Origin of the sequence: Ruegeria sp. HKCCD6428 (assembly GCF_013110595.1) — a bacterium.
Taxonomy (GTDB): domain Bacteria; phylum Pseudomonadota; class Alphaproteobacteria; order Rhodobacterales; family Rhodobacteraceae; genus Ruegeria.
This window is the reverse complement of the sequence record NZ_WVQX01000006.1, coordinates 124,116-143,584: the sequence shown is the minus strand read 5'-3', so window position 1 is coordinate 143,584 and position 19,469 is coordinate 124,116. Positions and strand designations below refer to the sequence as shown.

The following is a 19,469-nucleotide window of genomic DNA, read 5'->3' as shown; positions in this document are numbered from 1 at the left end:
CTCATTTTTCGTAGTGGCCGTTCTGGTGCCAGCGCCAGGCATCTGCGATCATCGTCTCTAACGTAGATCTTTTTGGCTTCCATCCCAGCTCGTTTTCAGCCCGCACAGAACCAGATACCAGCTTGGTGCAATCTCCTGCCCGACGAGGGCCTACAGTATACGGCACGGGACGGTTGGTGACGGACCTGGATTGCTCGATCACCTCAAGAACGGAAAACCCGGATCCGGTGCCCAGATTGAAGACACGGCTGCCTTTGCCCTGTTCCAGCCAGCCCAGCCCCAGAATATGCGCATTAACCAGATCGCAAACATGTACATAATCGCGGATACAGGTGCCGTCGGGCGTATCATAATCCGTGCCAAAGACGGTCAGACCGTCCCGCTTGCCGTCAATCGCGTCCAACATCAGCGGGATCAGATGGGTTTCGGGGCGGTGAAACTCGCCCACCTCGCCTTCGGGGTCTGCACCTGCAACGTTGAAATACCGGAAAATGACATGGCGCAGCCCATGAGCCGCCTCGAAATTCTTGAGGATATCTTCGATCGCGCGTTTTGATGCCCCGTAGGCGTTCAGGGGATACTGCGCCGTGGATTCATCAAGAACCACATTGTCGTGCTCGCCATATGTGGCACATGTGGACGAAAATACGAAATCCAGACAGCCGGCCGCAACGGCTGCTTCAATCAGAGTCAACGAGCCCGTGACATTGTTCGACCAATACACGCCGGGCTGACGCATGGCATCGCCAACCTGGCTGAGCGCCGCGAAATGCATAACCGCATCTGGTTTGTGTTTCGCGAACACCTCATCCAGGCGGTCCCGATCCAAAAGATCGCCGTGTTCAAAAGGGCCAAATTGCACCGCATCCTGCCAACCCGTGATCAGGTTGTCGTAGGTCACGGGAAGATAACCTGCCTGCGCAAGCGCCTTGCAGGCATGCGAGCCGATATACCCGGCACCACCGGTGACAAGAATTGTCTTCATGGCATATCCATCGGGGCTGGTTGAGGAACAGTTTCGCCAAAGGCGCCGTCAGAGTCATGGGGAAAAGACGTCACTCCAGCCCCATGGCTGCCATCATCTCTTCAATCTTGGGCACGTCCTGCGGGTTGTTCAGCTCCCAGAACTGACGGCCCCTTGCCTCGACCTCGACGCACAGAACCTTGCGCCCGTTTTCCATGAACCTGAGCTGTTCCAGGCCTTCCAGCTGTTCCAGAGGCCCGGCCGGCCAGCCCGGATACGCCGCAAGGGCGTCGGGCCGATAGGCGTAAACGCCGACATGGTGAAACACGGGTGTCGCTTCATCGCCAGCGTATGTCTGGGACGTGAAGGGGACGACCTCTTTCGAGAAGTACATCGCACTGTGATCGCGTCCGAACACTGCCGTCGTGCCACCTACACGGCCATGCTTGCGGTCGTTCAGAAGACTGTTCAACGCACTTCCGTCACAGCGCAAGACAGGGGTCGCAACACCGGCATCCGGGGCCGCGCGCAGGCCGGAAACCAGATCTTCGACAAACCAATGCGGGGTCAGCGGAGCGTCGCCTTGCAGGTTGACGATGATTTCATACCCGCCACCCAGAACCTCATGCGCTTCGGCGCATCGTTCGGTGCCGTTCTGACAGGTTTCCGAGGTCATCACGACCTCGGCCCCAAAGCCCTCGGACACGTCGCGAATTCGCTCATCATCCGTCGCAACAACAACACGGTCGACACCCGAGACTGACCTGGCTGCACGCCAGGACCGTTCGATCAGTGTCATGGACGCGCCTTTTGCGCCGGTCAGGGGAACCAGCGGCTTGCCGGGATAGCGGGTCGAGGCGTAACGGGCGGGAATGGCAATCAGAACAGACATCAGGCTTCCTTCAATTCAACACCCGGAGCGTAGGCAATAAAGAACGGATTTGCATAGCCATCCTTGCCATAAAGCAACGGAGTATGGTCGTCAAAACGCACAACCCGGCCACCGGCTCCGGCCAGTACCGCATGGCCTGCCGCCGTATCCCATTCCATCGTGCGCCCGACGCGCGGATAGATGTCCGCCTCGCCCGTGGCAACCAGACAGAACTTGAGTGACGACCCCGCGCTTTTGCTGTCCTTCACGTGATATTTGTTGATGTAGTCCTCGGTGGCCTGATCCCTGTGGGACTTCGACGCCACGACCAAAAGCCCGGAACTATCCGGTTCAGAGACTGATATGGGTGTCAAAGGACCGGTCTCGTTATTGTCGAAAGCGCCTGTTTCCTCGACCGCGCGGCCATCAGCCAGCGTGAAGAACATACGACCCCGCGCCGGGGCATAGACCACGCCCCGGGTTGGCACTCCGTTTTCGACAAGCGCGATGTTGACGGTAAAGTCGCCGCGACGGTTGATGAATTCCTTGGTGCCGTCCAGCGGATCAACAATGAGGAAAGTATCGCCTTTTTCCGAATGCGAAGCGGCCTGTTCTTCGGTGACCAGAAGAATATCCGGGAATGCCGCACGCAAGCCTGCCGAAATCAATGCGTCTGCGGCTTCGTCTGCCTCGGTCACAGGGCTGGAGTCGGATTTGACTTTGACATCGAAATCATCCGCCTCGTAGATTTCCATGATCTTTTCGCCTGCCTCCAGAGCCAGTCGCCGGATGACGGGAATAAGCGCATCGTAGGTCACAAAAAAGCTCCGTTCCTGTGGTTTGTTGATCCAAAATCGCGATCGACTTATGATGCGGCGGTTACGGAACGGCAAGATATTCATGCCAGTTTAGAGGCGACGAAGCAGAAAAGACCCTTTGAATGTTCTATTTCAAGCGCAACCAAACGCTGCTGGGCGGCGCTTTCACGACGGCTGAGCTGGTGTTCCATGCCACCGTGCGAAAGGTGCGCTCGCAACATCCGAATGCAATAGTCGCCATCCTGATCAATGTCTTGCAGCTTGTGGTGATGGGAACCACTTTCTACCTGCTCATGTCACTGATGGGCCGGGGCGGAATTCCGAAAATCAGGGGCGAATTTTTGCTGTATGTTCTGTCCGGCGTGTTCCCCTTCATGCTGCACATCCAGTCGATAGGCGCGATTTCAGGGGTTGGGTCCGCGAACAATCCGATGATGCTCCATTCGCCGATGAATGTGATGGTGACGATCCTGTCTGCGGCGCTCGGTATTCTTTACAAGCAACTGCTGGCCATGTTCGTGATCCTGTTCATCTACAGCGTCGCGGTCGCCCCGATCGAGGTGCAGGATCCCGGCGGTGCTTTCGCGATGCTGATATTGGCCTGGTTTACCGGATGCGCCGTGGGTTTGGTGTTCATGGCGATGAAACCATGGTTTCCGACGACTGTGGGAATGCTCACCAATATCTACCGTCGCCTGAACATGGTGTTTTCGGGAAAAATGTTCGTTGCAAACACACTGGGCGGCGGATTGCTGATGATGTTCGCCTGGAACCCGCTGTTTCATATTATCGACCAGTGCCGGGGCTTCATCTTCCGAAACTACTTTCCGCGAAACACAAGTTGGGAATACGCGCTATGGGTCGGGATAGCCTTGTTGATGATCGGTTTGATGGCTGAGTTTTTCACGCGCCAGCATGTTTCGCAAAGCTGGAACGCGCGCCGCTAACATGCGACCCGCAGCGTCAAGTTGATCCGTCCGCCTTTTGGCAACAGTCGGGATGATCCGTATCTGATCCGGTCGATTCCGTGATAGGCCAATCGTGCCGGACCGCCCATGATCACCACGTCGCCCGAGCCAAGCCAGATCGACTCGGTCTTGCCGCCACGGGTTGTGTTGCCAATTCGGAACAAGGCGTCATCGCCCAGGGAAACCGACAGAACGGGCCAGGAAAAATCTGCCTCGTCCTTGTCCTGATGCAGGCCCATTTTGGCGCCTTCCCCGTAGTAGTTGATCAAACAGCAATCCGGCGCGCGCTCGGTGCTGACCAGATCGTGCCAGATATCAAGAATGACCGGGGGGATTTCAGGCCAGACCCCGCCTTTCGGGTGCTTATCCTGATAGCGATAGCCTGCCTTGTCGGTCACCCACCCCAGATCCCCGGCCGAGGTCATGCGCACCGACATCTCTTTGCCCGACGGCGTGACGGGTCGAAACAAGGGTGCCGCTTTCAGAATCGGTCGAAGGTCCGCGATCAGCCGTGCCTGGGCAGCAGGGTCAATATAGCCTTTTCTGATTTCGAACCCTCGCAAGACCACCCGCGTCATTCTGGAAACCCCAAACCTTTCCAATTTCTTGCCAAAAAAGACCTCAAATTCCCGAAAACCTGCACTCTACGGTGCTTGCAGGCCTCTTGCCTCGCCCTTATATACGCCGGGACGCGCGATGGTAGTGCTGTCGCGCACATCAGATCGGGGGTGGGATGCCATAAAGGGTCCGACCCTCGGGACATCGCCTTGAAGAGAAAGGGATTGCAAAAATGGGAAAAGTAATCGGGATTGACCTCGGAACCACGAACTCCTGCGTAGCCATTATGGAAGGCTCGCAGCCGAAGGTCATCGAAAACGCCGAAGGGGCGCGGACCACGCCTTCGATCGTCGCCTTCACCGAAGATGAGCGACTGGTCGGTCAGCCTGCAAAACGCCAGGCGGTCACCAACCCTGACAACACGATCTTTGGCGTCAAACGTCTGATCGGTCGTCGCGTGGATGATGCCGAAGTAGAAAAAGACAAGAAAATGGTGCCGTATTCCATCGTGAATGGCGGCAATGGTGACGCGTGGGTTGAAGCTCGCGGTGAAAAATACTCCCCCAGCCAGATTTCCGCTTTCATTCTGGGCAAGATGAAGGAAACCGCTGAGAGCTATCTGGGCGAAGATGTCACCCAGGCGGTCATCACCGTTCCGGCATATTTCAACGACGCCCAGCGTCAGGCCACCAAAGATGCCGGTAAGATTGCCGGTCTGGAAGTTCTGCGGATCATCAACGAACCGACAGCTGCTGCGCTGGCCTATGGTCTGGACAAGGAAGAAACCCAAACCATCGCGGTCTATGACCTTGGCGGTGGTACCTTCGACGTGACCATCCTGGAAATCGACGATGGCCTGTTCGAGGTCAAATCGACCAATGGTGACACCTTCCTGGGTGGTGAAGACTTTGACATGCGCATCGTCAACTATCTGGCGGATGAGTTCAAAAAGGAACACGGTGTCGATCTGTCTCAGGACAAGATGGCCCTGCAGCGTCTGAAAGAAGCCGCGGAAAAAGCCAAGATCGAACTGTCCTCGACCTCGCAGACCGAGATCAACCAACCCTTCATCTCGATGGGCGCCAACGGTCAGCCGCTGCACATGGTCATGAAACTGACCCGTGCCAAGCTGGAATCGCTGGTGTCAGACCTGATCAAGAAGTCGCTGAAACCCTGCCAGGCCGCTCTGAAAGACGCGGGTCTGTCGGCTGCTGACGTGGACGAAGTTGTTCTGGTCGGTGGTATGACCCGGATGCCGAAAGTGATCGAAGAGGTCACCAAGTTCTTCGGCAAAGAGCCGCACAAGGGCGTGAACCCGGACGAAGTGGTTGCCATGGGCGCCGCCATCCAGGCCGGTGTTCTTCAGGGCGACGTCAAAGACGTGGTTCTGCTGGACGTGACCCCGCTGTCGCTGGGTATCGAAACGCTGGGTGGCGTGTTCACCCGCCTGATCGACCGCAACACCACGATCCCGACCAAGAAGTCTCAGGTCTTCTCGACCGCCGAGGACAACCAGAACGCCGTGACCATCCGCGTGTTCCAGGGTGAGCGTGAAATGGCTGCGGACAACAAGATCCTGGGTCAGTTCAACCTTGAAGACATCCCGCCGGCACCGCGCGGCATGCCTCAGATCGAGGTGACTTTTGACATCGACGCCAACGGCATCGTCTCGGTTTCGGCCAAAGACAAAGGCACTGGCAAAGAACAGAAGATCACCATCCAGGCATCGGGCGGACTGTCCGACGAGGATATCGAAAAGATGGTCAAGGACGCCGAAGAGAACGCGGAAGCCGACAAGGAACGCCGCGAGCTGATCGAGGCGAAGAACCAGGCGGAAAGCCTCATCCATTCGACCGAAAAGTCGATGGAAGAGCATTCCGACAAGGTCGACCCGACCACGATCGAAGCCATCGAGTTGGCGATCGCCGCGCTGAAGGACGAGCTGGAAACCGAAAATGCCGACAAGATCAAGTCGGGCATCCAGAACGTCACCGAAGCCGCGATGAAGTTGGGCGAAGCCATCTATAAGGCGCAAGCCGAAGAAGGCGAAGAGGAACCAGCTGCCGCAGACGCTGCACCAGGCGACGATGACATCGTTGACGCCGAGTTCGAAGACCTCGACGACGACAAGCGCGCCTAACGCGTTAATTGGTTCCGGCAGGCCTAGTTCGGGCCTGCCGGAACGGTCTTGACCATGCAGCACGCGTCTCCGAAACCTTCTTTTGGCACCTACGCTCTCTCACATCGGATGGAAATATTGCGCCGGTGGTCTGAGGGTATGCCGCGTCAATGGATGTCGTCCGGAATTCGCAGGATAGTAATGGCCTCTCAGCGAGAGCCTTACGATGTTGAGGTGTTTGGCGGACAGAAATGCCGATTGTACCCATCTGACAACTGGGCCGAACGTCGCGTCATAACCGGCTCGCAGTTCTTTGATCTGGATGAGCGTCAATCGCTGGCCAACCATATGTCGCGGGGCTCTGGCGATTATGTCTTTGTCGACGCCGGTGAAAATGTCGGGCTGTACACCCTGTGGGTCAGATCAGTTGCGCAGAAGTTGGGGCGCAACCTGAAAGCTCTGGTTGTTGAACCGGATCCGGTCAACAAGGCTCGCCTTGGTACCAATCTGGCTGCCAATCAAGCCAGTGAAGTCATCCATTGCGACAAGGCCTTGTCTGACAAACCGGGTGAGGTGTGGTTCGAATCCGCGAACCTTGGCGATCGGGGTCATGCCAAAGTTGCCGAGTCGGGCGATCTGTGCGTTCAGGCGATTCCGTTGTTGGACGCGATACGCGATGCCGGGCTGACCAAGGTTGATGCAATGAAAATGGATATCGAAGGTCAGGAAACCCGCGTATTGCGCGCTTTTTTCGAAGACGCACCGCGGGAGATTTGGCCCGAAGTGCTGCTGATAGAAATCAAGCATTCGGATGACGGGCTTGACGAGGTCTTGAATAAGGCAGGTTACGTGGCCAGTTTTGCAATCAACACCAACGGCGTGTACAGGCTCAATGAAAGCACCGCGTCCGGCGGCACGAAGGAATAACAAATGTCAAAGCGCGACTATTACGAAGTGCTCGGCGTGTCCAAGGGCGCTTCGTCGGATGAGATCAAGAAGGGTTTTCGCAGGAAAGCCAAAGAGCTGCACCCTGACCGCAACAAGGACAACCCGGATGCCGAGGCGCAGTTCAAGGAAGCCAACGAGGCTTACGACGTTCTGCGTGACGCCGAAAAGAAGGCAGCTTATGATCGCTTTGGCCATGCCGCATTTGAAAACGGTATGGGGGGCGGTGGCCGCCCCGGTGGCGGCTTTGGCGGTCAAGGCGACTTCTCCAGCGCATTTTCGGATGTATTTGACGACCTGTTCGGTGATTTCATGGGTGGTCAAAGGGGCGGCGGCGGGCGTCGCGCCGCGCGCGGCTCGGACCTGCGCTACAACCTGCGTGTGACGCTGGAAGAAGCCTACTCGGGCCTACAAAAAACCATCAACGTGCCAACGGCCGTGGCGTGTTCGTCCTGCGAAGGTACCGGGGCTGAAGGTGGCGTTGAACCCACATCCTGCCCCACCTGTTCGGGCATGGGGAAAGTGCGGGCACAACAGGGCTTCTTTACGGTGGAACGGACTTGCCCCACCTGTTCGGGGCTGGGTCAGATCATCAAGAACCCCTGTAAATCCTGTCAGGGGGCCGGCAGGGTCGAAAAGGACCGCGCTTTGTCGGTGAACATTCCTGCCGGTGTCGAAACCGGTACGCGAATTCGTCTGGCAGGCGAAGGTGAGGCGGGAATGCGCGGCGGCCCTCCGGGCGATCTGTATATTTTCGTCGAAGTGGCCGAGCACAAACTGTTCGAACGCGACAGCGTGAACCTCTACTGCCGTGTGCCGGTCAGCATGGCCAAGGCGGCGCTGGGCGGATCGATCGAGGTTCCGACCATCGATGGCGGTCGCGGCCGCGTTCAGATTCCGGCCGGAAGTCAGTCGGGTCGGCAAATGCGCCTGCGCGGAAAAGGCATGCCTGCGTTGCGCGGCGGAGGTGTGGGTGACATGTTCATTGAACTGGCCGTGGAAACCCCGGTCAACCTGACCAGCCGCCAGAAAGAACTGCTGCGCGAGTTTGATGATCTGGGTGAAGACAACCACCCGGAATCAAAAAGCTTTTTCTCGTCCGTCAAGTCTTTCTGGGACGGTATGAAAGGCTGAATGACCAGGAACGGGGGCTCTGCCCCCGCCGCCCTTCGGGCGACTCCCCCGGGATATTTTCAGCCAGATGAAGCATGGGGTCCGTTCTTCATCTGGCCCAAAAAATCCCGGAGCGCGAGGCAGAGCCTCGCATTTCACTGTCATACGCATGCAGTTTTGGCCTTAGCAGAAAGCTGAAAGTGGCAATATATCTGGAAAATTGAGTCTTGATTCCGGCCCTCGACCCTGAGATTGTCCGCCTCAACCGTTGGGGTGCCCTTTGACAGGGCTGAGAGACGCAACCGCGTTAACCCATCGAACCTGATCCGGGCAATTCCGGCGTAGGGAACGGTCTCTTGAACACAGACGTTTTCTCTACTCCGTTGCCCATAGAAGATGGAGCAACGACATGGCGGCAATTGCCCTGACCATAGCAGGATCCGACAGTGGCGGCGGCGCGGGCATTCAGGCTGACCTGAAGGCAATGTCGGCGCTGGGTGTTTTTGGCGCAAGTGTCATCACCGCCGTTACCGCGCAGAACACGCGAGCTGTTACCGCGGTGCATGGGATTCCGCTGGATGTGATTTCCGCCCAAATTGACGCGGTTCTGAACGATCTTGACGTCACGGCCGTCAAAATCGGCATGCTTGGCACACCTGAGATCATTCATACGGTCGCCAGGGGGCTGGCGGCTTTCGAGGGTCCCGTGGTTCTTGATCCGGTCATGATCGCCAAATCCGGCGACGCTTTGTTGGCGCAAGAGGCGGTCCGGACGCTGCGCGATGTGTTGTTGCCAACGGCGACGGTTCTTACGCCGAATCTGCCTGAGGCGGCGTGCCTGCTGAACATGCCAGCGGCAGAAACGCGTGAGCAGATGGCTGAACAGGGCCGGGCATTGTGCGCCTTGGGTGCGGGTGCAGTCGTGATGAAAGGCGGACACGGGTCAGGTGACATCTGCCACGATTTGCTGATCGATCCGTCGGGTGTCATGGCCGAGTTTCAGGCCCCGCGTCAGGATACGAAAAACACGCATGGAACAGGATGCACCCTGTCGTCATCCATCACCGCCGGTTTGGCCAAGGGGCTGACCCTGAGGGACGCGGTTGCGCAGGCGCATGACTATCTGCAAGGGGCCATCGCGCGCGCGGATGAGTTGAATGTCGGCGCCGGGCACGGCCCGGTGCATCATTTCCACCGGGTTTGGCCCTCGTGACGCTTTGGTCTGTCATAGGGGCAGGGGTTGCCGGTCTTGCCGTTGCCAGCGAACTGGTGTCGCGCGGTGCAAAAGTGCAGATATTCGACCCCGGCGGGCCACCGGGCCCGCATGGGTGTTCGTGGTGGGCCGGGGGAATGCTGGCGCCGTGGTGCGAATATGAAAACGCAGAAGAACCGGTGCTGCGCCTGGGTCAGACGGCGATCGAATGGTGGGCTCAACGCACAAAGGTGATCCAGCGGGGAACGCTTGTTGTCGCAAACGCCCGCGATGTATCGGACCTGCGCCGCTTCGCGCGGCGAACAAAAGAGTTCACACAGGTCGAACGGGCAAAAATAACTGAATTAGAGCCTGATCTGTCGGGGTTTGGCCAGGGCCTGTTTTTCGAACGCGAAGCCCATGTCGATCCGCGTCAGGCGCTGCGCGATCTGTATCGTCAACTGCAAAGCCAGGGCGTGGAGTTCCACCGGAAACTGGCCCCCGCTCAGTTGGAGAATGCCATTGACTGCCGTGGTCTTCACGCGCGCGAATACCTGCATGATCTGCGCGGCGTGAAGGGTGAGATGCTTGTGATACGATGCCCTGACGTGGAACTGACACGCCCGGTTCGTTTGCTGCACCCGCGGATGCCGCTTTATATCGTTCCGCGCGGCGGCGGCGTCTATATGTTGGGTGCGACCATGATCGAATCCGAGGACAGCAGCCGCATTACCGCCCGTTCGATGCTGGAATTGCTCAGCGCGGCCTACGCCGTGAACCCGGCTTTTGGCGAAGCCGAAGTGTTGGAGATAGGCGTCGATCTGCGCCCCGCCTTTCCCGACAACTTACCGCGCATCCGGCGTTTGGGCCGGACGATCTATGCCAACGGGCTTTATCGCCACGGATATCTGCTGGCACCGGCGCTGGCGCGGGGTGTTGCAGATCTGGCGCTGAACAACACACATTCGGAGATGGTCGATGAAGATCGTGCTTAACGGCGAGACGCGCGAGGTGCGCGCCGAAACCCTGTCGGAATTGTTGGACGAATGCGGTTTCTCGGGCCGTGTGGCCACCGCTGTGAACGAAGATTTCGTGCCCTCAAGCCTGCGCATCGCTCACAAGCTGGCCGAAGGTGACCGGGTCGAGGTCGTCGCACCGATGCAGGGGGGCTGAAGATGAAGACGTTTTACGGCACTGAACTGCCCAACCCGCTGATGCTGGGCACGGCGCAATATCCAAGCCCGGCCATTCTGGAACAGGCGTTTCGCGAAAGCGGTGCAGGCGTTGCCACTGTATCCTTGCGGCGCGAAGCGGGTGCAGGCCAGACCTTTTGGAACATGATCCGCGAATTGGGAGTTCTGATCCTGCCCAATACGGCCGGTTGCCATACGGTGAAAGAGGCCGTCACGACCGCCCATATGGCCCGCGAAGTGTTCGAGACCCGATGGATCAAGCTGGAACTCATCGGACATACGGACAGTCTGCAACCGGACGTTTTCCAACTGGTAGAAGCCGCCCGCATTCTGACCGAGGACGGGTTCGAGGTGTTTCCCTACACCACCGATGATCTGATCGTGGGCGAACGCTTGTTGGAAGCGGGATGCGAGGTGCTGATGCCCTGGGGCGCACCGATCGGGTCAGGGCGGGGCCTGAACAACGAATACGCCCTGCGTGCGATGCGGGCGGAATTTCCTGACATTCCCCTGGTGGTGGATGCCGGAATCGGTTTGCCCAGCCACGCGGCCCGCGCGATGGAACTGGGCTTTGACGCGGTTCTGCTCAACACCGCCGTGGCCCGTGCCGGAGATCCGGTTCTGATGGCCAGGGCGATGGCGCAGGCAACCCTTGCCGGGCAGTTGGCCCATCAGGCCGACCCGATCGAGCCGCGCGATATGGCGGAACCCTCTACCCCTGTTGTTGGAAAGGCCTTCCTGTCATGACGCTGGACCGTTTCTATCCGATCTTTGATCACTCGGACTGGCTGCGGCGGATGTTGCCGCTGGGTGTCAAACTGGTGCAGCTGCGCATCAAGGATCAGCCAGACGATGCGGTGCGCGACCAGATTGCCGTCTCACGCGAATTGTGCCGCGACCATGGGGCGGTTCTGGTGGTCAATGACTATTGGCAACACGCGATCGATCTGGGCTGCGACTGGATCCATCTGGGGCAGGAAGATCTGGACGACGCCGACCTGAAAGCCATCCGAAAAGCGGGTCTGAAACTGGGCGTTTCCACCCATGACGATGATGAGCTTGAGCGTGTGCTGGCCATGGATCCCGATTACGTGGCATTGGGCCCGGTCTACCCCACCATTCTGAAAAAGATGAAATGGCATCAGCAGGGCCTGCCCCGCGTAACGGAATGGAAGGCGCGGGTTGGTGATATTCCCTTGGTCGGTATTGGCGGGATGAGTGTCGAGCGCGCGACCGGTGTGCTGAAGGCCGGGGCGGACATCGTCTCGGCGGTCACGGATATCACACTGAACCCCGACCCCGAAGCACGGGTGCGCGCGTGGATCGAGGTCACACGATGAGCCGATATGCCCGCCAGACGCTTTTGCCTGAAGTTGGGGCGCAGGGGCAGGCACGCCTGTCGGCGGCCCGTGTTCTGGTCGTCGGTGCGGGCGGTCTGGCTGCACCGGTTCTGCCACTTTTAACAGGGGCCGGGGTGGGGCGGATTACGGTCATGGACGGTGATACCGTCGATCTGTCGAACCTGCACCGTCAAACGTTTTTCTCCGAGGCCGATTGCGGGCACTCCAAGGCGGAAACCGCCGAGGCGCGCTGCCGCGCGCTGAATGGTGAAACTGATGTCATCGGTCTGAATCAGGCTCTGACCAGTGAAAATGCGCCTGGCTCGGTGTCGCAAGCCGATATCATTCTGGATTGTGCCGACAGCTACGCAGCCAGCTACATCCTGTCGGATACGTGTCTGGCGCAGGGCAAACCTTTGATCAGCGCCTCGGTTCTGGGGCTTTCGGGTTATGTGGGCGGGTTCTGCGGCGGGGGCCCATCGCTGCGCGCTGTATTCCCCGATGCACCGGACAGTGGTGCCAGCTGCGCCACTGCGGGGGTTTTGGGCCCCGTGGTTGGCGTGATGGGGGCGATGCAGGCGCAGATGGCGCTCAGCTTGATCCTTGGACTTGATCCCTCGCCCCTTGGGCAGTTGGTTCAATATGACGCAAGAACCCTGCGCAGCACCGGGTTTCGCTTTGATGACGCACCCGAGCCCGGCAACTGCTTTCGCTTTCTGTCCGCAAGCCAGCTGAAAGACACGGATCAGATCATCGAGCTGCGCAGTTCGCAGGAAGCCCCTGTTCCCATCCATTCGAACGCGACGCGCATTTCACCGGATAATTTGCGCAGAATAGATCCTAACAAAGGAAAAAGGCTGGCTCTTTGCTGTGCCACCGGTTTGCGGGCATGGCGTGCCGCCGAACAGATTCAACCAGATTGGCCGGGCGAGATTGTCCTCGTCGCGGCCTCAACCTCGTGAAGAAAAGGGAAACGCGAGATATGAAAAAGCTGATGACAGCCATCGCCCTTCTGGCCGCCGCGCCGGCATGGGCCGAAGACAAAATGACCGTTCTGCTGGACTGGTTCATCAACCCTGACCATGGTCCCATCATCGTTGCGCAGGAAAACGGCTATTTTGCCGAACAAGGGCTTGAGGTCGAGATCGTTCCACCCGCCGACCCGTCCGCCCCGCCCCGTTTGGTGGCTGCCGGCCAAGCCGATCTGGCGGTGTCTTACCAGCCGCAATTGCACTTGCAGATTCACGAGGGCCTGCCGCTGAAGCGCGTCGGCACATTGGTTGCGACGCCGCTAAACTGTCTTTTGGTGCTGGAAGACGGGCCGATCAAGTCGCCTGCTGACCTCAAGGGTAAAAAAATCGGCTTCTCGGTCGCGGGGGTCGAAGAAGCCATCCTTGGCACCGTTCTGGGAAAATATGATGTTGCGCTGGGCGATGTCGAGCTGATCAATGTCAACTTTTCCCTCTCACCGTCGCTGATGACCGGTCAGGTGGATGCGGTGATTGGCGCATATCGCAACTTCGAACTGAACCAGATGGATATCGAAGGTCGTCCCGGCACTTGCTTCTATATCGAGGAAGAGGGCGTTCCGTCCTACGATGAACTGATCTATGTCGCCAATCCTGAAACGATGGACAAGGACAAGATCGCCCGGTTCCTCGCCGCGACTGAAAAAGCGACCCAATATATCGTCAACAACCCGGAAAAAAGCTGGGAAATCTTCGCGGCGACCTCGCCGGAACTTCAGGACGAGCTGAATGCCCGCGCCTGGGTCGATACACTGCCGCGCTTTGCGCTGCGTCCGGCAGGTTTTGATGCCGGTCGTTATGCCCGGTTCGAAACCTTCCTGAACGAAAGCGGGATGATCGACAGCGTCCTTCCAGTTAGTGACATCACCATCGACGTGACCGCGCAATGAGCAACTATGGCAAAGCCTTTGCGCTGATGCGCGATGCTGCGGCGGGGCCGTGGCGGGATTATACCCGCCACGCCTTCGTAGAGGGCATGAAAGACGGAACGCTGCCACGCGAGGCGTTTCTGCACTATCTGCGGCAGGATTATGTGTTTCTGATCCACTTCTCACGTGCCTGGGCGCTGGCCGTGGTGAAATCAGAAACGCATGAAGAAATGCTTGCCGCATCGCAAACCGTGAACGGTTTGATCAGCGAAGAGATGAAACTGCATATCGGCATCTGCGCGGCAGAAGGTATCTCGCAGGCAGAGTTGTTTGCCACGCCAGAGCGGCACGAGAATCTGGCCTATACCCGGTTTGTCCTGGAAGCAGGCTACAGCGGAGATCTTCTGGACCTGCTGGCGGCCCTTGTTCCTTGCGTCATGGGGTATGGTGAGATCGGTACGCGCCTATCCGCCGAGGCAACGTCCGAGGCATATCGCGGCTGGATCGACACTTATGCCGGCGAGGATTACCAAGGCGCATGTGTGGCGGTTGGCGAGTTGCTGGATCAGGCTCTAACAAGACGTATTGGGGCTGATTTTCAAGGGTCGCCACGCTGGGATCGACTGTGCCAGACCTTCCGCAAGGCGACAGAGCTTGAAGTCAACTTCTGGCAGATGGGGTTGACGCCATGACACCTGCGCCCGAACTGACCATCAGTGGCACTGCCACGATCGACGGCGCGACCCTGTTTGCGCCGTTGTCCCTGACCCTTGGGGCCGGGGCGTGGACATGCCTGCTGGGCGGTTCGGGCGTGGGAAAAACAACGGTTCTGAGGTTGATTGCGGGGCTCGAGACCGGGGCTGTCTTCGCTGGGCGGATCACGGCCAGTGATGGCTTGCCTGTGGCTGAGCGTGTCGCATACATGGCGCAGGATGATCTTCTTTTGCCTTGGGCAACCGTCGCGCAGAATGTCTCGCTGGGTGCGCGTCTGCGCGGGGAAACCGTTGATCTTGATCGACGCGACCGCCTGATCAAGCGTATGCGGTTGCAGGATCACATGAACAAGAAGCCCAACGCGTTGTCCGGCGGGCAACGTCAGCGTGTCGCCTTGGCCCGGACACTTATGGAAGATCGCCCCGTTGTTTTGCTGGACGAGCCCTTTTCAGCCCTTGATGCCCGCACCCGCGCTGACATGCAGGATTTGGCCGCCGAAGCATTGCACGGTCGAACCGTCCTTCTTGTGACCCATGATCCCGCAGAGGCCGCGCGTCTGGGGCAATCCATCGTGGTGATGACGGAACACGGATTGACGCAGTGCGAACCGCCCCGGGCCCCGGCCCCGCGCCGCGTGGATGATCTGGAGACATTGGAAACCCAGGGTGCCTTGCTGCGTCTTCTCCGCGAGGGCGCGGCATGAAGTATTTTTCTGCATTGGCCGCAACTTTGTTTGCCTTGCTGATCTGGCAGGGCATCGTGACCCTGACCGGGTTGCCGAAGTTCATCCTGCCCGGACCCGCCGTCGTGGCCGAAACCTGGTGGCAGAACCGCTGGGTGATTGCCGAGCATACCTGGATCACCGCGATCGAAGTGGTGATCGGTCTGGCATGCGGAACACTGCTGGGTGTCGTTACTGCGCTGCAACTGGCGAATTCGCGGGCGGCGCGAGTGCTGGTGCAGCCGATGCTCGTGTTTACGCAGGCTCTGCCGGTATTCGCATTGGCGCCGTTGCTGACGCTGTGGTTGGGCTATGGGCTGTGGTCCAAGGTCGCCATGGCGGTGTTGATCATCTATTTCCCGATCACCTCATCCTTTTTTGACGGGCTTATGCGCACCCCTTCGGGGTATCTGGATCTGGCCCGAACGATGCAGGCCAGCAAGCGCGCCGTATTGTGGCATATCCGTATTCCGGCCGCTCTGCCGTCGCTGGCGTCGGGGATGCGGCTGGCGGCGGTCTATGCCCCGATCGGAGCGGTGATCGGCGAATGGGTCGGCTCGTCGCAGGGGTTGGGATACCTGATGTTGCTGGCCAATGGACGTGCCAAGACCGATCTCATGTTTGCCGCGATGCTGACCCTGGGCGTATTCTCGATTCTTCTGCACATGATTGTCCGCCGGGCCACGGCACGCATGGCGGGTGAGGTGCGTTAACCAATCAGAAACCGATTCTGGGTCAGGGTGCGCTCATGACACAGGACGCCTTTGCCGAAGCCCCGATGCTGTTTGATACGGACGAAGCCCCGGCGCAGCCGCTGCCCTCTGGTCGGCTACCCTCCTACATAAAAGACCACCGCAAGCGGCTGCGCGAACGGTTCATGACCGGTGGATCGGCGGCGATGCCGGATTACGAACTGCTTGAACTGGTCCTGTTCCGGTCCATTCCCCGGCAGGATGTGAAGCCGCTGGCGCGGGCGTTGATGGACACTTTTGGTGATTTCAATCGTGTCCTGACCGCGCCCGAGGAACGGCTGCGCCAGATCAAGGGCGTTGGCGATACCGTGGTTACCGACCTGAAAATTCTTGAGGCCTGCGCCCACAGGATGGCCCGCGCCCGGGTGATGCAGCGGCATGTGATCTCGGGCTGGGATGCGCTGCTGGATTATTGCCACACCACCATGGCGCATCGTGAAATCGAACAGTTTCGCGTGTTCTATCTGGATCGCAAGAACGTAATGATCGCGGATGAGGAACAGGCCAAAGGCACCGTGGATCACGTACCGGTTTACCCGCGTGAGGTTGCCAAACGAGCGCTGGAACTGAATGCCTCGGCCCTGATTCTGGTGCACAACCACCCGTCGGGTGATCCGACGCCCTCGCAGTCGGATATCGACATGACAAACCGTATTCAGGATGCCTGTTCGGCGTTGGGCCTGACCCTTCACGACCACCTGATCATTGGAAAATCGACCGAGTTGAGCTTTCGCTCCGAAGGGTATCTGTGAGCTTCACTGCACCCAGATTTCAACCCGGCGGTTGACCTTGCGGCCCCATTCGGTGTCGTCACAGGCCATCGGCATTGCTTCGCCAAACCCTTCCGCGACCACCTCGATACTGTCTGATATCGATGTCTCGGCCGCAGCCAGAACCGCGTTTCGTACGGTCTGTGCACGCCGCAGGGCAATGCGGGCGTTGGTGGCGGCCCCGCCATCCCCGTCGCTGAAGCCGGCAAACACCAGCTTGCGTGCCTTCAGTGTTCCGGCGTCAAGCATATGTGCCAGTTGCTGAATATTGGAGCGTGACTGCGCATCCGGTCGGGATGATCCGGGCTCGAACCGAACCGACAGGGACAGGCGCGACAGCGGGCGCAGGGTTTCGATCATGCGCTGAAGCTCGTCCAGCCCAACTTCGGGCCCTCCGGTGGCGATGGCATTGGCAAGCCGGTCGCCTTGCACGCCAACCGGCAAGGTTTCAGGCGACTGATCCACATAACCTGCGTCACGAATGGCCATCTGAGCCCCGGGGCTTAGACTAAAGGCCAGAAACTGCCGTGCGATCCGCGGCAGGCGGCGTTCGGGCAGATACAGGAACATCGGCAGATTCAGCGGATAATCTTCGGTCTTGATCGATTGACGGGTTGCGGCCAGCGGATGCCCACACCCTCCGGTCAACGGCAGGGCGCGGGTATCGCCGGCTGTCGCCTTGCTGGCGATTCCGATGGAAAACGGGTCTTTGGCCACGGCCTTGGTCAGGTCGCTCGTTCGAGTGTGACGGATTGCGGTATCGGTCAGTTCCACACCAGCGGTCTTCAATACCTGATCCTCGACAGCCTGCGCCAGCCCCGAACCCGGATCCGGCACATGCAAGGCGATCGGAGCATCCGGCCCGGCCAGGTCCACCCAGTTCTTCACTTCACCTGACAGAATGCGCGCCAAATCGGCCAGCGAAATCTGACGCATCACACTATCGGGCGCCACCACCGGAACCATGGCGTCCAATGCAACAACCCTGGATCGCCGGGCCCGTTTCAAATCACCCAGCCCCGCGGCTTCGGCTGCATCCCGCTCTGCTTCGCGTACTTCGCGCAGGGCCATCACGATATCTGTCTGGGCTTCGATCAGCTTGGCGAATCCACGATCCGTGGTCCCAACGTCAAAGTAGAACCGCGCCAACGGGGCGTTACGGCCTGACTGAAAAAGTTCATAGACGAAGGTGTCCGAATCCACGCGGGCAGGCGTTGCGGTCAGATCTTCCTGCCGCGCAAACCCGATGATCAGGGCGGGAAGGACCGTTTCGGCCATGACAGACGATCCGGAAAACCACAACTCGGCTACGAAATCCGTCAGGCTGGGGCACGCAGGTCCGTCGCATGTGACGCCCGAGCCATCAACGGTCAACTCACCGAACTGCGTATCAACGCGGTAGAATTCGCCGTCAAAGCCCAGCAGGTTGCCTGTTACTTCGATCTTGCCGTCATGAGACGTCAGCGTGATGTCCTGCGCCATTGCACAGGTCGCACCTGCAACGGAAAACAGCGCGGTTACAGCCGCACGAAAGAAAGTCATAAGAGAGTCGAGCCTGCCTGCGGATTACTTTGCCGCAATTGTCAGGTCTGAGAGCAGATTATTCAACACCAGAAACTCACCGGCCTGCGAACAATCCGGAAGGGTCAGGGACATGTCGCGCGACCGCAGGCGGCTATCCGAGAGAAGTTCCAGCGCCTGCACATTCAGCGTTTGCCCGCAGTTGGATTCGGTTACTTCGGCTTCGACCGTCAGGTCGATGGTGCCGGACCGGCCCGACGCGCCTGTCGGAAAAGAATAGACTTCGATATTCTTGGCACTGCCCAGACCCGTCTGGCCCAGGCGCAGAACCTCTCCTGCGCCATTTGCCGAGGACTCATCCCACACATGGCCGCTGCTGCCATAGCTTGCCCCGAATTCCAGCGCGTGAATCTGCAACTCGGTATCACCCTGCCATTGCAGGACGACGCGGTCATATTCGGCAATGTCGGTCACGTGAGTGGTGGCGACCGTACCGGTTTCATCTTCGAATGAAATCAGGAAAATCGCGTATTCCGACAGTGCCGGGATGGTCATGCCCAAGGCGCCGGATTCGTCGGTGCTCTGGCTGACCGTCAGGCCGCTGTGATGAATTTCAACGCGTTCGTTTCGATGGCAGGGTGCCCGCAGCGACAGCTGTGCCATTGCGCCGGGGACGGCGACGGCGCGCGCGCTGATGCTGCAATTCGTCGTTTTCGGTGCTGACGGAACTGCGCGGGGTTCGGGCGCTGCCGCCCCGGAATCTGCGTCAGACGCCGAAGCCGAAGTCAGTACGATAGCATCCAACCCCGACAGAACCGAAGATTGCTGAGATGCCGAGGCAACATCAACACTAGCCCCCGCGTTCGCCGGCTGCGCGGTTGGTCCGTTCTGCATCAGGTAGCCTATGCCCAAAGCACAAGCGACCGTGCCGCACATGGTCACGTAGTTTCGAACTACAAACAAGACACCCTCCCCAGTTGAAGGAGCAAATCGCACATTCGCCACGAATCGCG

21 protein-coding genes and 1 riboswitch are annotated in these 19,469 nt (G+C 59.0%); of the genes, 15 read left to right on the top strand and 6 right to left on the bottom strand.

The window, feature by feature from the left end; all coding sequences use genetic code 11:
* Position 1 precedes the first annotated feature (1 nt).
* The 3 genes from galE to cysQ all read right to left on the bottom strand — a co-directional run bounded on the left by galE (position 2) and on the right by cysQ (position 2,653).
* Complete coding sequence (gene galE, locus GS620_RS14660) at positions 2 to 985, bottom strand: UDP-glucose 4-epimerase GalE (protein WP_171616604.1); 984 nt, start codon at positions 983 to 985, stop codon at positions 2 to 4.
* Positions 986 to 1,055: 70 nt separating this feature from the next.
* A complete protein-coding gene (locus GS620_RS14655) occupies positions 1,056 to 1,856 on the bottom strand; it encodes a 3-deoxy-manno-octulosonate cytidylyltransferase (protein ID WP_171616602.1) in 801 nt (266 codons plus the stop codon).
* The gene (gene cysQ, locus GS620_RS14650; RefSeq protein WP_171616600.1) at positions 1,856 to 2,653 is read right to left on the bottom strand and encodes a 3'(2'),5'-bisphosphate nucleotidase CysQ; all 798 of its coding nucleotides are present in this window, start codon (positions 2,651 to 2,653) and stop codon (positions 1,856 to 1,858) included. The genes GS620_RS14655 and cysQ overlap by 1 nt, the downstream gene beginning before the upstream one ends.
* A 122-nt stretch (positions 2,654 to 2,775) precedes the next feature.
* Here cysQ and GS620_RS14645 point away from each other — a divergent pair, with 122 nt between their 5' ends.
* On the top strand, positions 2,776 to 3,600 hold the full coding sequence (locus GS620_RS14645; protein WP_171616598.1) for an ABC transporter permease: 825 nt from the start codon (positions 2,776 to 2,778) through the stop codon (positions 3,598 to 3,600).
* Here GS620_RS14645 and GS620_RS14640 read toward each other — a convergent pair.
* Positions 3,597 to 4,199: an alpha-ketoglutarate-dependent dioxygenase AlkB gene (locus tag GS620_RS14640; protein WP_171616596.1), complete on the bottom strand. Its 603-nt coding sequence runs from the start codon at positions 4,197 to 4,199 to the stop codon at positions 3,597 to 3,599. The genes GS620_RS14645 and GS620_RS14640 overlap by 4 nt on opposite strands.
* Positions 4,200 to 4,411: 212 nt before the next feature.
* Here GS620_RS14640 and dnaK point away from each other — a divergent pair, with 212 nt between their 5' ends.
* From dnaK to radC, 14 genes are all read left to right on the top strand, one after another.
* Complete coding sequence (dnaK, locus tag GS620_RS14635; protein WP_152459576.1) at positions 4,412 to 6,319, top strand: molecular chaperone DnaK; 1,908 nt, start codon at positions 4,412 to 4,414, stop codon at positions 6,317 to 6,319.
* Between the two features lie 180 nt (positions 6,320 to 6,499).
* A complete protein-coding gene (locus GS620_RS14630; protein WP_171616594.1) occupies positions 6,500 to 7,225 on the top strand; it encodes an FkbM family methyltransferase in 726 nt (241 codons plus the stop codon).
* Between the two features lie 3 nt (positions 7,226 to 7,228).
* Positions 7,229 to 8,377, top strand: coding sequence for a molecular chaperone DnaJ (dnaJ, locus tag GS620_RS14625; RefSeq protein WP_171233554.1), 1,149 nt, complete (start codon positions 7,229 to 7,231; stop codon positions 8,375 to 8,377).
* 238 nt (positions 8,378 to 8,615) lie between these two features.
* Positions 8,616 to 8,721: riboswitch (TPP riboswitch) on the top strand.
* Positions 8,722 to 8,765: 44 nt separating this feature from the next.
* Positions 8,766 to 9,569 carry a bifunctional hydroxymethylpyrimidine kinase/phosphomethylpyrimidine kinase gene (gene thiD / locus GS620_RS14620; RefSeq protein ID WP_171616592.1) on the top strand — a complete coding sequence of 268 codons (804 nt, stop codon included), beginning with the start codon at positions 8,766 to 8,768 and terminating at the stop codon, positions 9,567 to 9,569.
* The gene (gene thiO / locus GS620_RS14615; RefSeq protein ID WP_171616590.1) at positions 9,566 to 10,543 is read left to right on the top strand and encodes a glycine oxidase ThiO; all 978 of its coding nucleotides are present in this window, start codon (positions 9,566 to 9,568) and stop codon (positions 10,541 to 10,543) included. Before thiD ends, thiO begins: the two co-directional genes overlap by 4 nt.
* A complete protein-coding gene (gene thiS / locus GS620_RS14610) occupies positions 10,527 to 10,721 on the top strand; it encodes a sulfur carrier protein ThiS (RefSeq protein WP_171230109.1) in 195 nt (64 codons plus the stop codon). The genes thiO and thiS overlap by 17 nt, the downstream gene beginning before the upstream one ends.
* A 2-nt stretch (positions 10,722 to 10,723) precedes the next feature.
* Positions 10,724 to 11,488 carry a thiazole synthase gene (locus GS620_RS14605; protein WP_171616588.1) on the top strand — a complete coding sequence of 255 codons (765 nt, stop codon included), beginning with the start codon at positions 10,724 to 10,726 and terminating at the stop codon, positions 11,486 to 11,488.
* Positions 11,485 to 12,081, top strand: coding sequence for a thiamine phosphate synthase (locus tag GS620_RS14600; RefSeq protein WP_171171457.1), 597 nt, complete (start codon positions 11,485 to 11,487; stop codon positions 12,079 to 12,081). The genes GS620_RS14605 and GS620_RS14600 overlap by 4 nt, the downstream gene beginning before the upstream one ends.
* Positions 12,078 to 13,043, top strand: a complete 966-nt coding sequence (locus tag GS620_RS14595) for a HesA/MoeB/ThiF family protein (RefSeq protein ID WP_171171455.1) — start codon at positions 12,078 to 12,080, stop codon at positions 13,041 to 13,043. Before GS620_RS14600 ends, GS620_RS14595 begins: the two co-directional genes overlap by 4 nt.
* 20 nt (positions 13,044 to 13,063) lie before the next feature.
* Positions 13,064 to 13,999, top strand: a complete 936-nt coding sequence (locus GS620_RS14590; RefSeq protein WP_152459567.1) for an ABC transporter substrate-binding protein — start codon at positions 13,064 to 13,066, stop codon at positions 13,997 to 13,999.
* Complete coding sequence (tenA, locus tag GS620_RS14585; RefSeq protein WP_171616586.1) at positions 13,996 to 14,670, top strand: thiaminase II; 675 nt, start codon at positions 13,996 to 13,998, stop codon at positions 14,668 to 14,670. The genes GS620_RS14590 and tenA overlap by 4 nt, the downstream gene beginning before the upstream one ends.
* Positions 14,667 to 15,395 carry an ABC transporter ATP-binding protein gene (locus tag GS620_RS14580; RefSeq protein ID WP_171116778.1) on the top strand — a complete coding sequence of 243 codons (729 nt, stop codon included), beginning with the start codon at positions 14,667 to 14,669 and terminating at the stop codon, positions 15,393 to 15,395. Before tenA ends, GS620_RS14580 begins: the two co-directional genes overlap by 4 nt.
* Positions 15,392 to 16,126 carry an ABC transporter permease gene (locus GS620_RS14575; RefSeq protein WP_152459564.1) on the top strand — a complete coding sequence of 245 codons (735 nt, stop codon included), beginning with the start codon at positions 15,392 to 15,394 and terminating at the stop codon, positions 16,124 to 16,126. The genes GS620_RS14580 and GS620_RS14575 overlap by 4 nt, the downstream gene beginning before the upstream one ends.
* A 35-nt stretch (positions 16,127 to 16,161) precedes the next feature.
* Complete coding sequence (gene radC, locus GS620_RS14570; protein WP_152459563.1) at positions 16,162 to 16,917, top strand: DNA repair protein RadC; 756 nt, start codon at positions 16,162 to 16,164, stop codon at positions 16,915 to 16,917.
* 3 nt (positions 16,918 to 16,920) lie between these two features.
* Here radC and GS620_RS14565 read toward each other — a convergent pair whose 3' ends face one another.
* Both GS620_RS14565 and GS620_RS14560 read right to left on the bottom strand, forming a co-directional pair.
* Positions 16,921 to 18,477, bottom strand: coding sequence for a phosphate ABC transporter substrate-binding/OmpA family protein (locus tag GS620_RS14565; protein WP_171616584.1), 1,557 nt, complete (start codon positions 18,475 to 18,477; stop codon positions 16,921 to 16,923).
* A gap of 24 nt (positions 18,478 to 18,501) precedes the next feature.
* Positions 18,502 to 19,419: a hypothetical protein gene (locus GS620_RS14560; protein WP_171616582.1), complete on the bottom strand. Its 918-nt coding sequence runs from the start codon at positions 19,417 to 19,419 to the stop codon at positions 18,502 to 18,504.
* Between the last annotated feature and the right edge of the window lie 50 nt (positions 19,420 to 19,469).

Bases quoted from the DNA above. Each gene is read 5' to 3' on its own strand.
- GS620_RS14575 (WP_152459564.1), top strand. From the start codon at position 15,392: ATGAAGTATTTTTCTGCATTGGCCGCAACTTTGTTTGCCTTGCTGATC.
- dnaJ (WP_171233554.1), top strand. From the start codon at position 7,229: ATGTCAAAGCGCGACTATTACGAAGTGCTCGGCGTGTCCAAGGGCGCT.
- galE (WP_171616604.1), bottom strand. From the start codon at position 985: ATGAAGACAATTCTTGTCACCGGTGGTGCCGGGTATATCGGCTCGCAT.
- GS620_RS14640 (WP_171616596.1), bottom strand. From the start codon at position 4,199: ATGACGCGGGTGGTCTTGCGAGGGTTCGAAATCAGAAAAGGCTATATT.
- tenA (WP_171616586.1), top strand. From the start codon at position 13,996: ATGAGCAACTATGGCAAAGCCTTTGCGCTGATGCGCGATGCTGCGGCG.
- GS620_RS14595 (WP_171171455.1), top strand. From the start codon at position 12,078: ATGAGCCGATATGCCCGCCAGACGCTTTTGCCTGAAGTTGGGGCGCAG.
- dnaK (WP_152459576.1), top strand. From the start codon at position 4,412: ATGGGAAAAGTAATCGGGATTGACCTCGGAACCACGAACTCCTGCGTA.
- GS620_RS14645 (WP_171616598.1), top strand. From the start codon at position 2,776: ATGTTCTATTTCAAGCGCAACCAAACGCTGCTGGGCGGCGCTTTCACG.
- GS620_RS14630 (WP_171616594.1), top strand. From the start codon at position 6,500: ATGGCCTCTCAGCGAGAGCCTTACGATGTTGAGGTGTTTGGCGGACAG.
- thiS (WP_171230109.1), top strand. From the start codon at position 10,527: ATGAAGATCGTGCTTAACGGCGAGACGCGCGAGGTGCGCGCCGAAACC.
- GS620_RS14600 (WP_171171457.1), top strand. From the start codon at position 11,485: ATGACGCTGGACCGTTTCTATCCGATCTTTGATCACTCGGACTGGCTG.
- GS620_RS14655 (WP_171616602.1), bottom strand. From the start codon at position 1,856: ATGTCTGTTCTGATTGCCATTCCCGCCCGTTACGCCTCGACCCGCTAT.
- GS620_RS14605 (WP_171616588.1), top strand. From the start codon at position 10,724: ATGAAGACGTTTTACGGCACTGAACTGCCCAACCCGCTGATGCTGGGC.
- thiD (WP_171616592.1), top strand. From the start codon at position 8,766: ATGGCGGCAATTGCCCTGACCATAGCAGGATCCGACAGTGGCGGCGGC.
- radC (WP_152459563.1), top strand. From the start codon at position 16,162: ATGACACAGGACGCCTTTGCCGAAGCCCCGATGCTGTTTGATACGGAC.
- GS620_RS14565 (WP_171616584.1), bottom strand. From the start codon at position 18,477: ATGACTTTCTTTCGTGCGGCTGTAACCGCGCTGTTTTCCGTTGCAGGT.
- GS620_RS14590 (WP_152459567.1), top strand. From the start codon at position 13,064: ATGAAAAAGCTGATGACAGCCATCGCCCTTCTGGCCGCCGCGCCGGCA.
- GS620_RS14580 (WP_171116778.1), top strand. From the start codon at position 14,667: ATGACACCTGCGCCCGAACTGACCATCAGTGGCACTGCCACGATCGAC.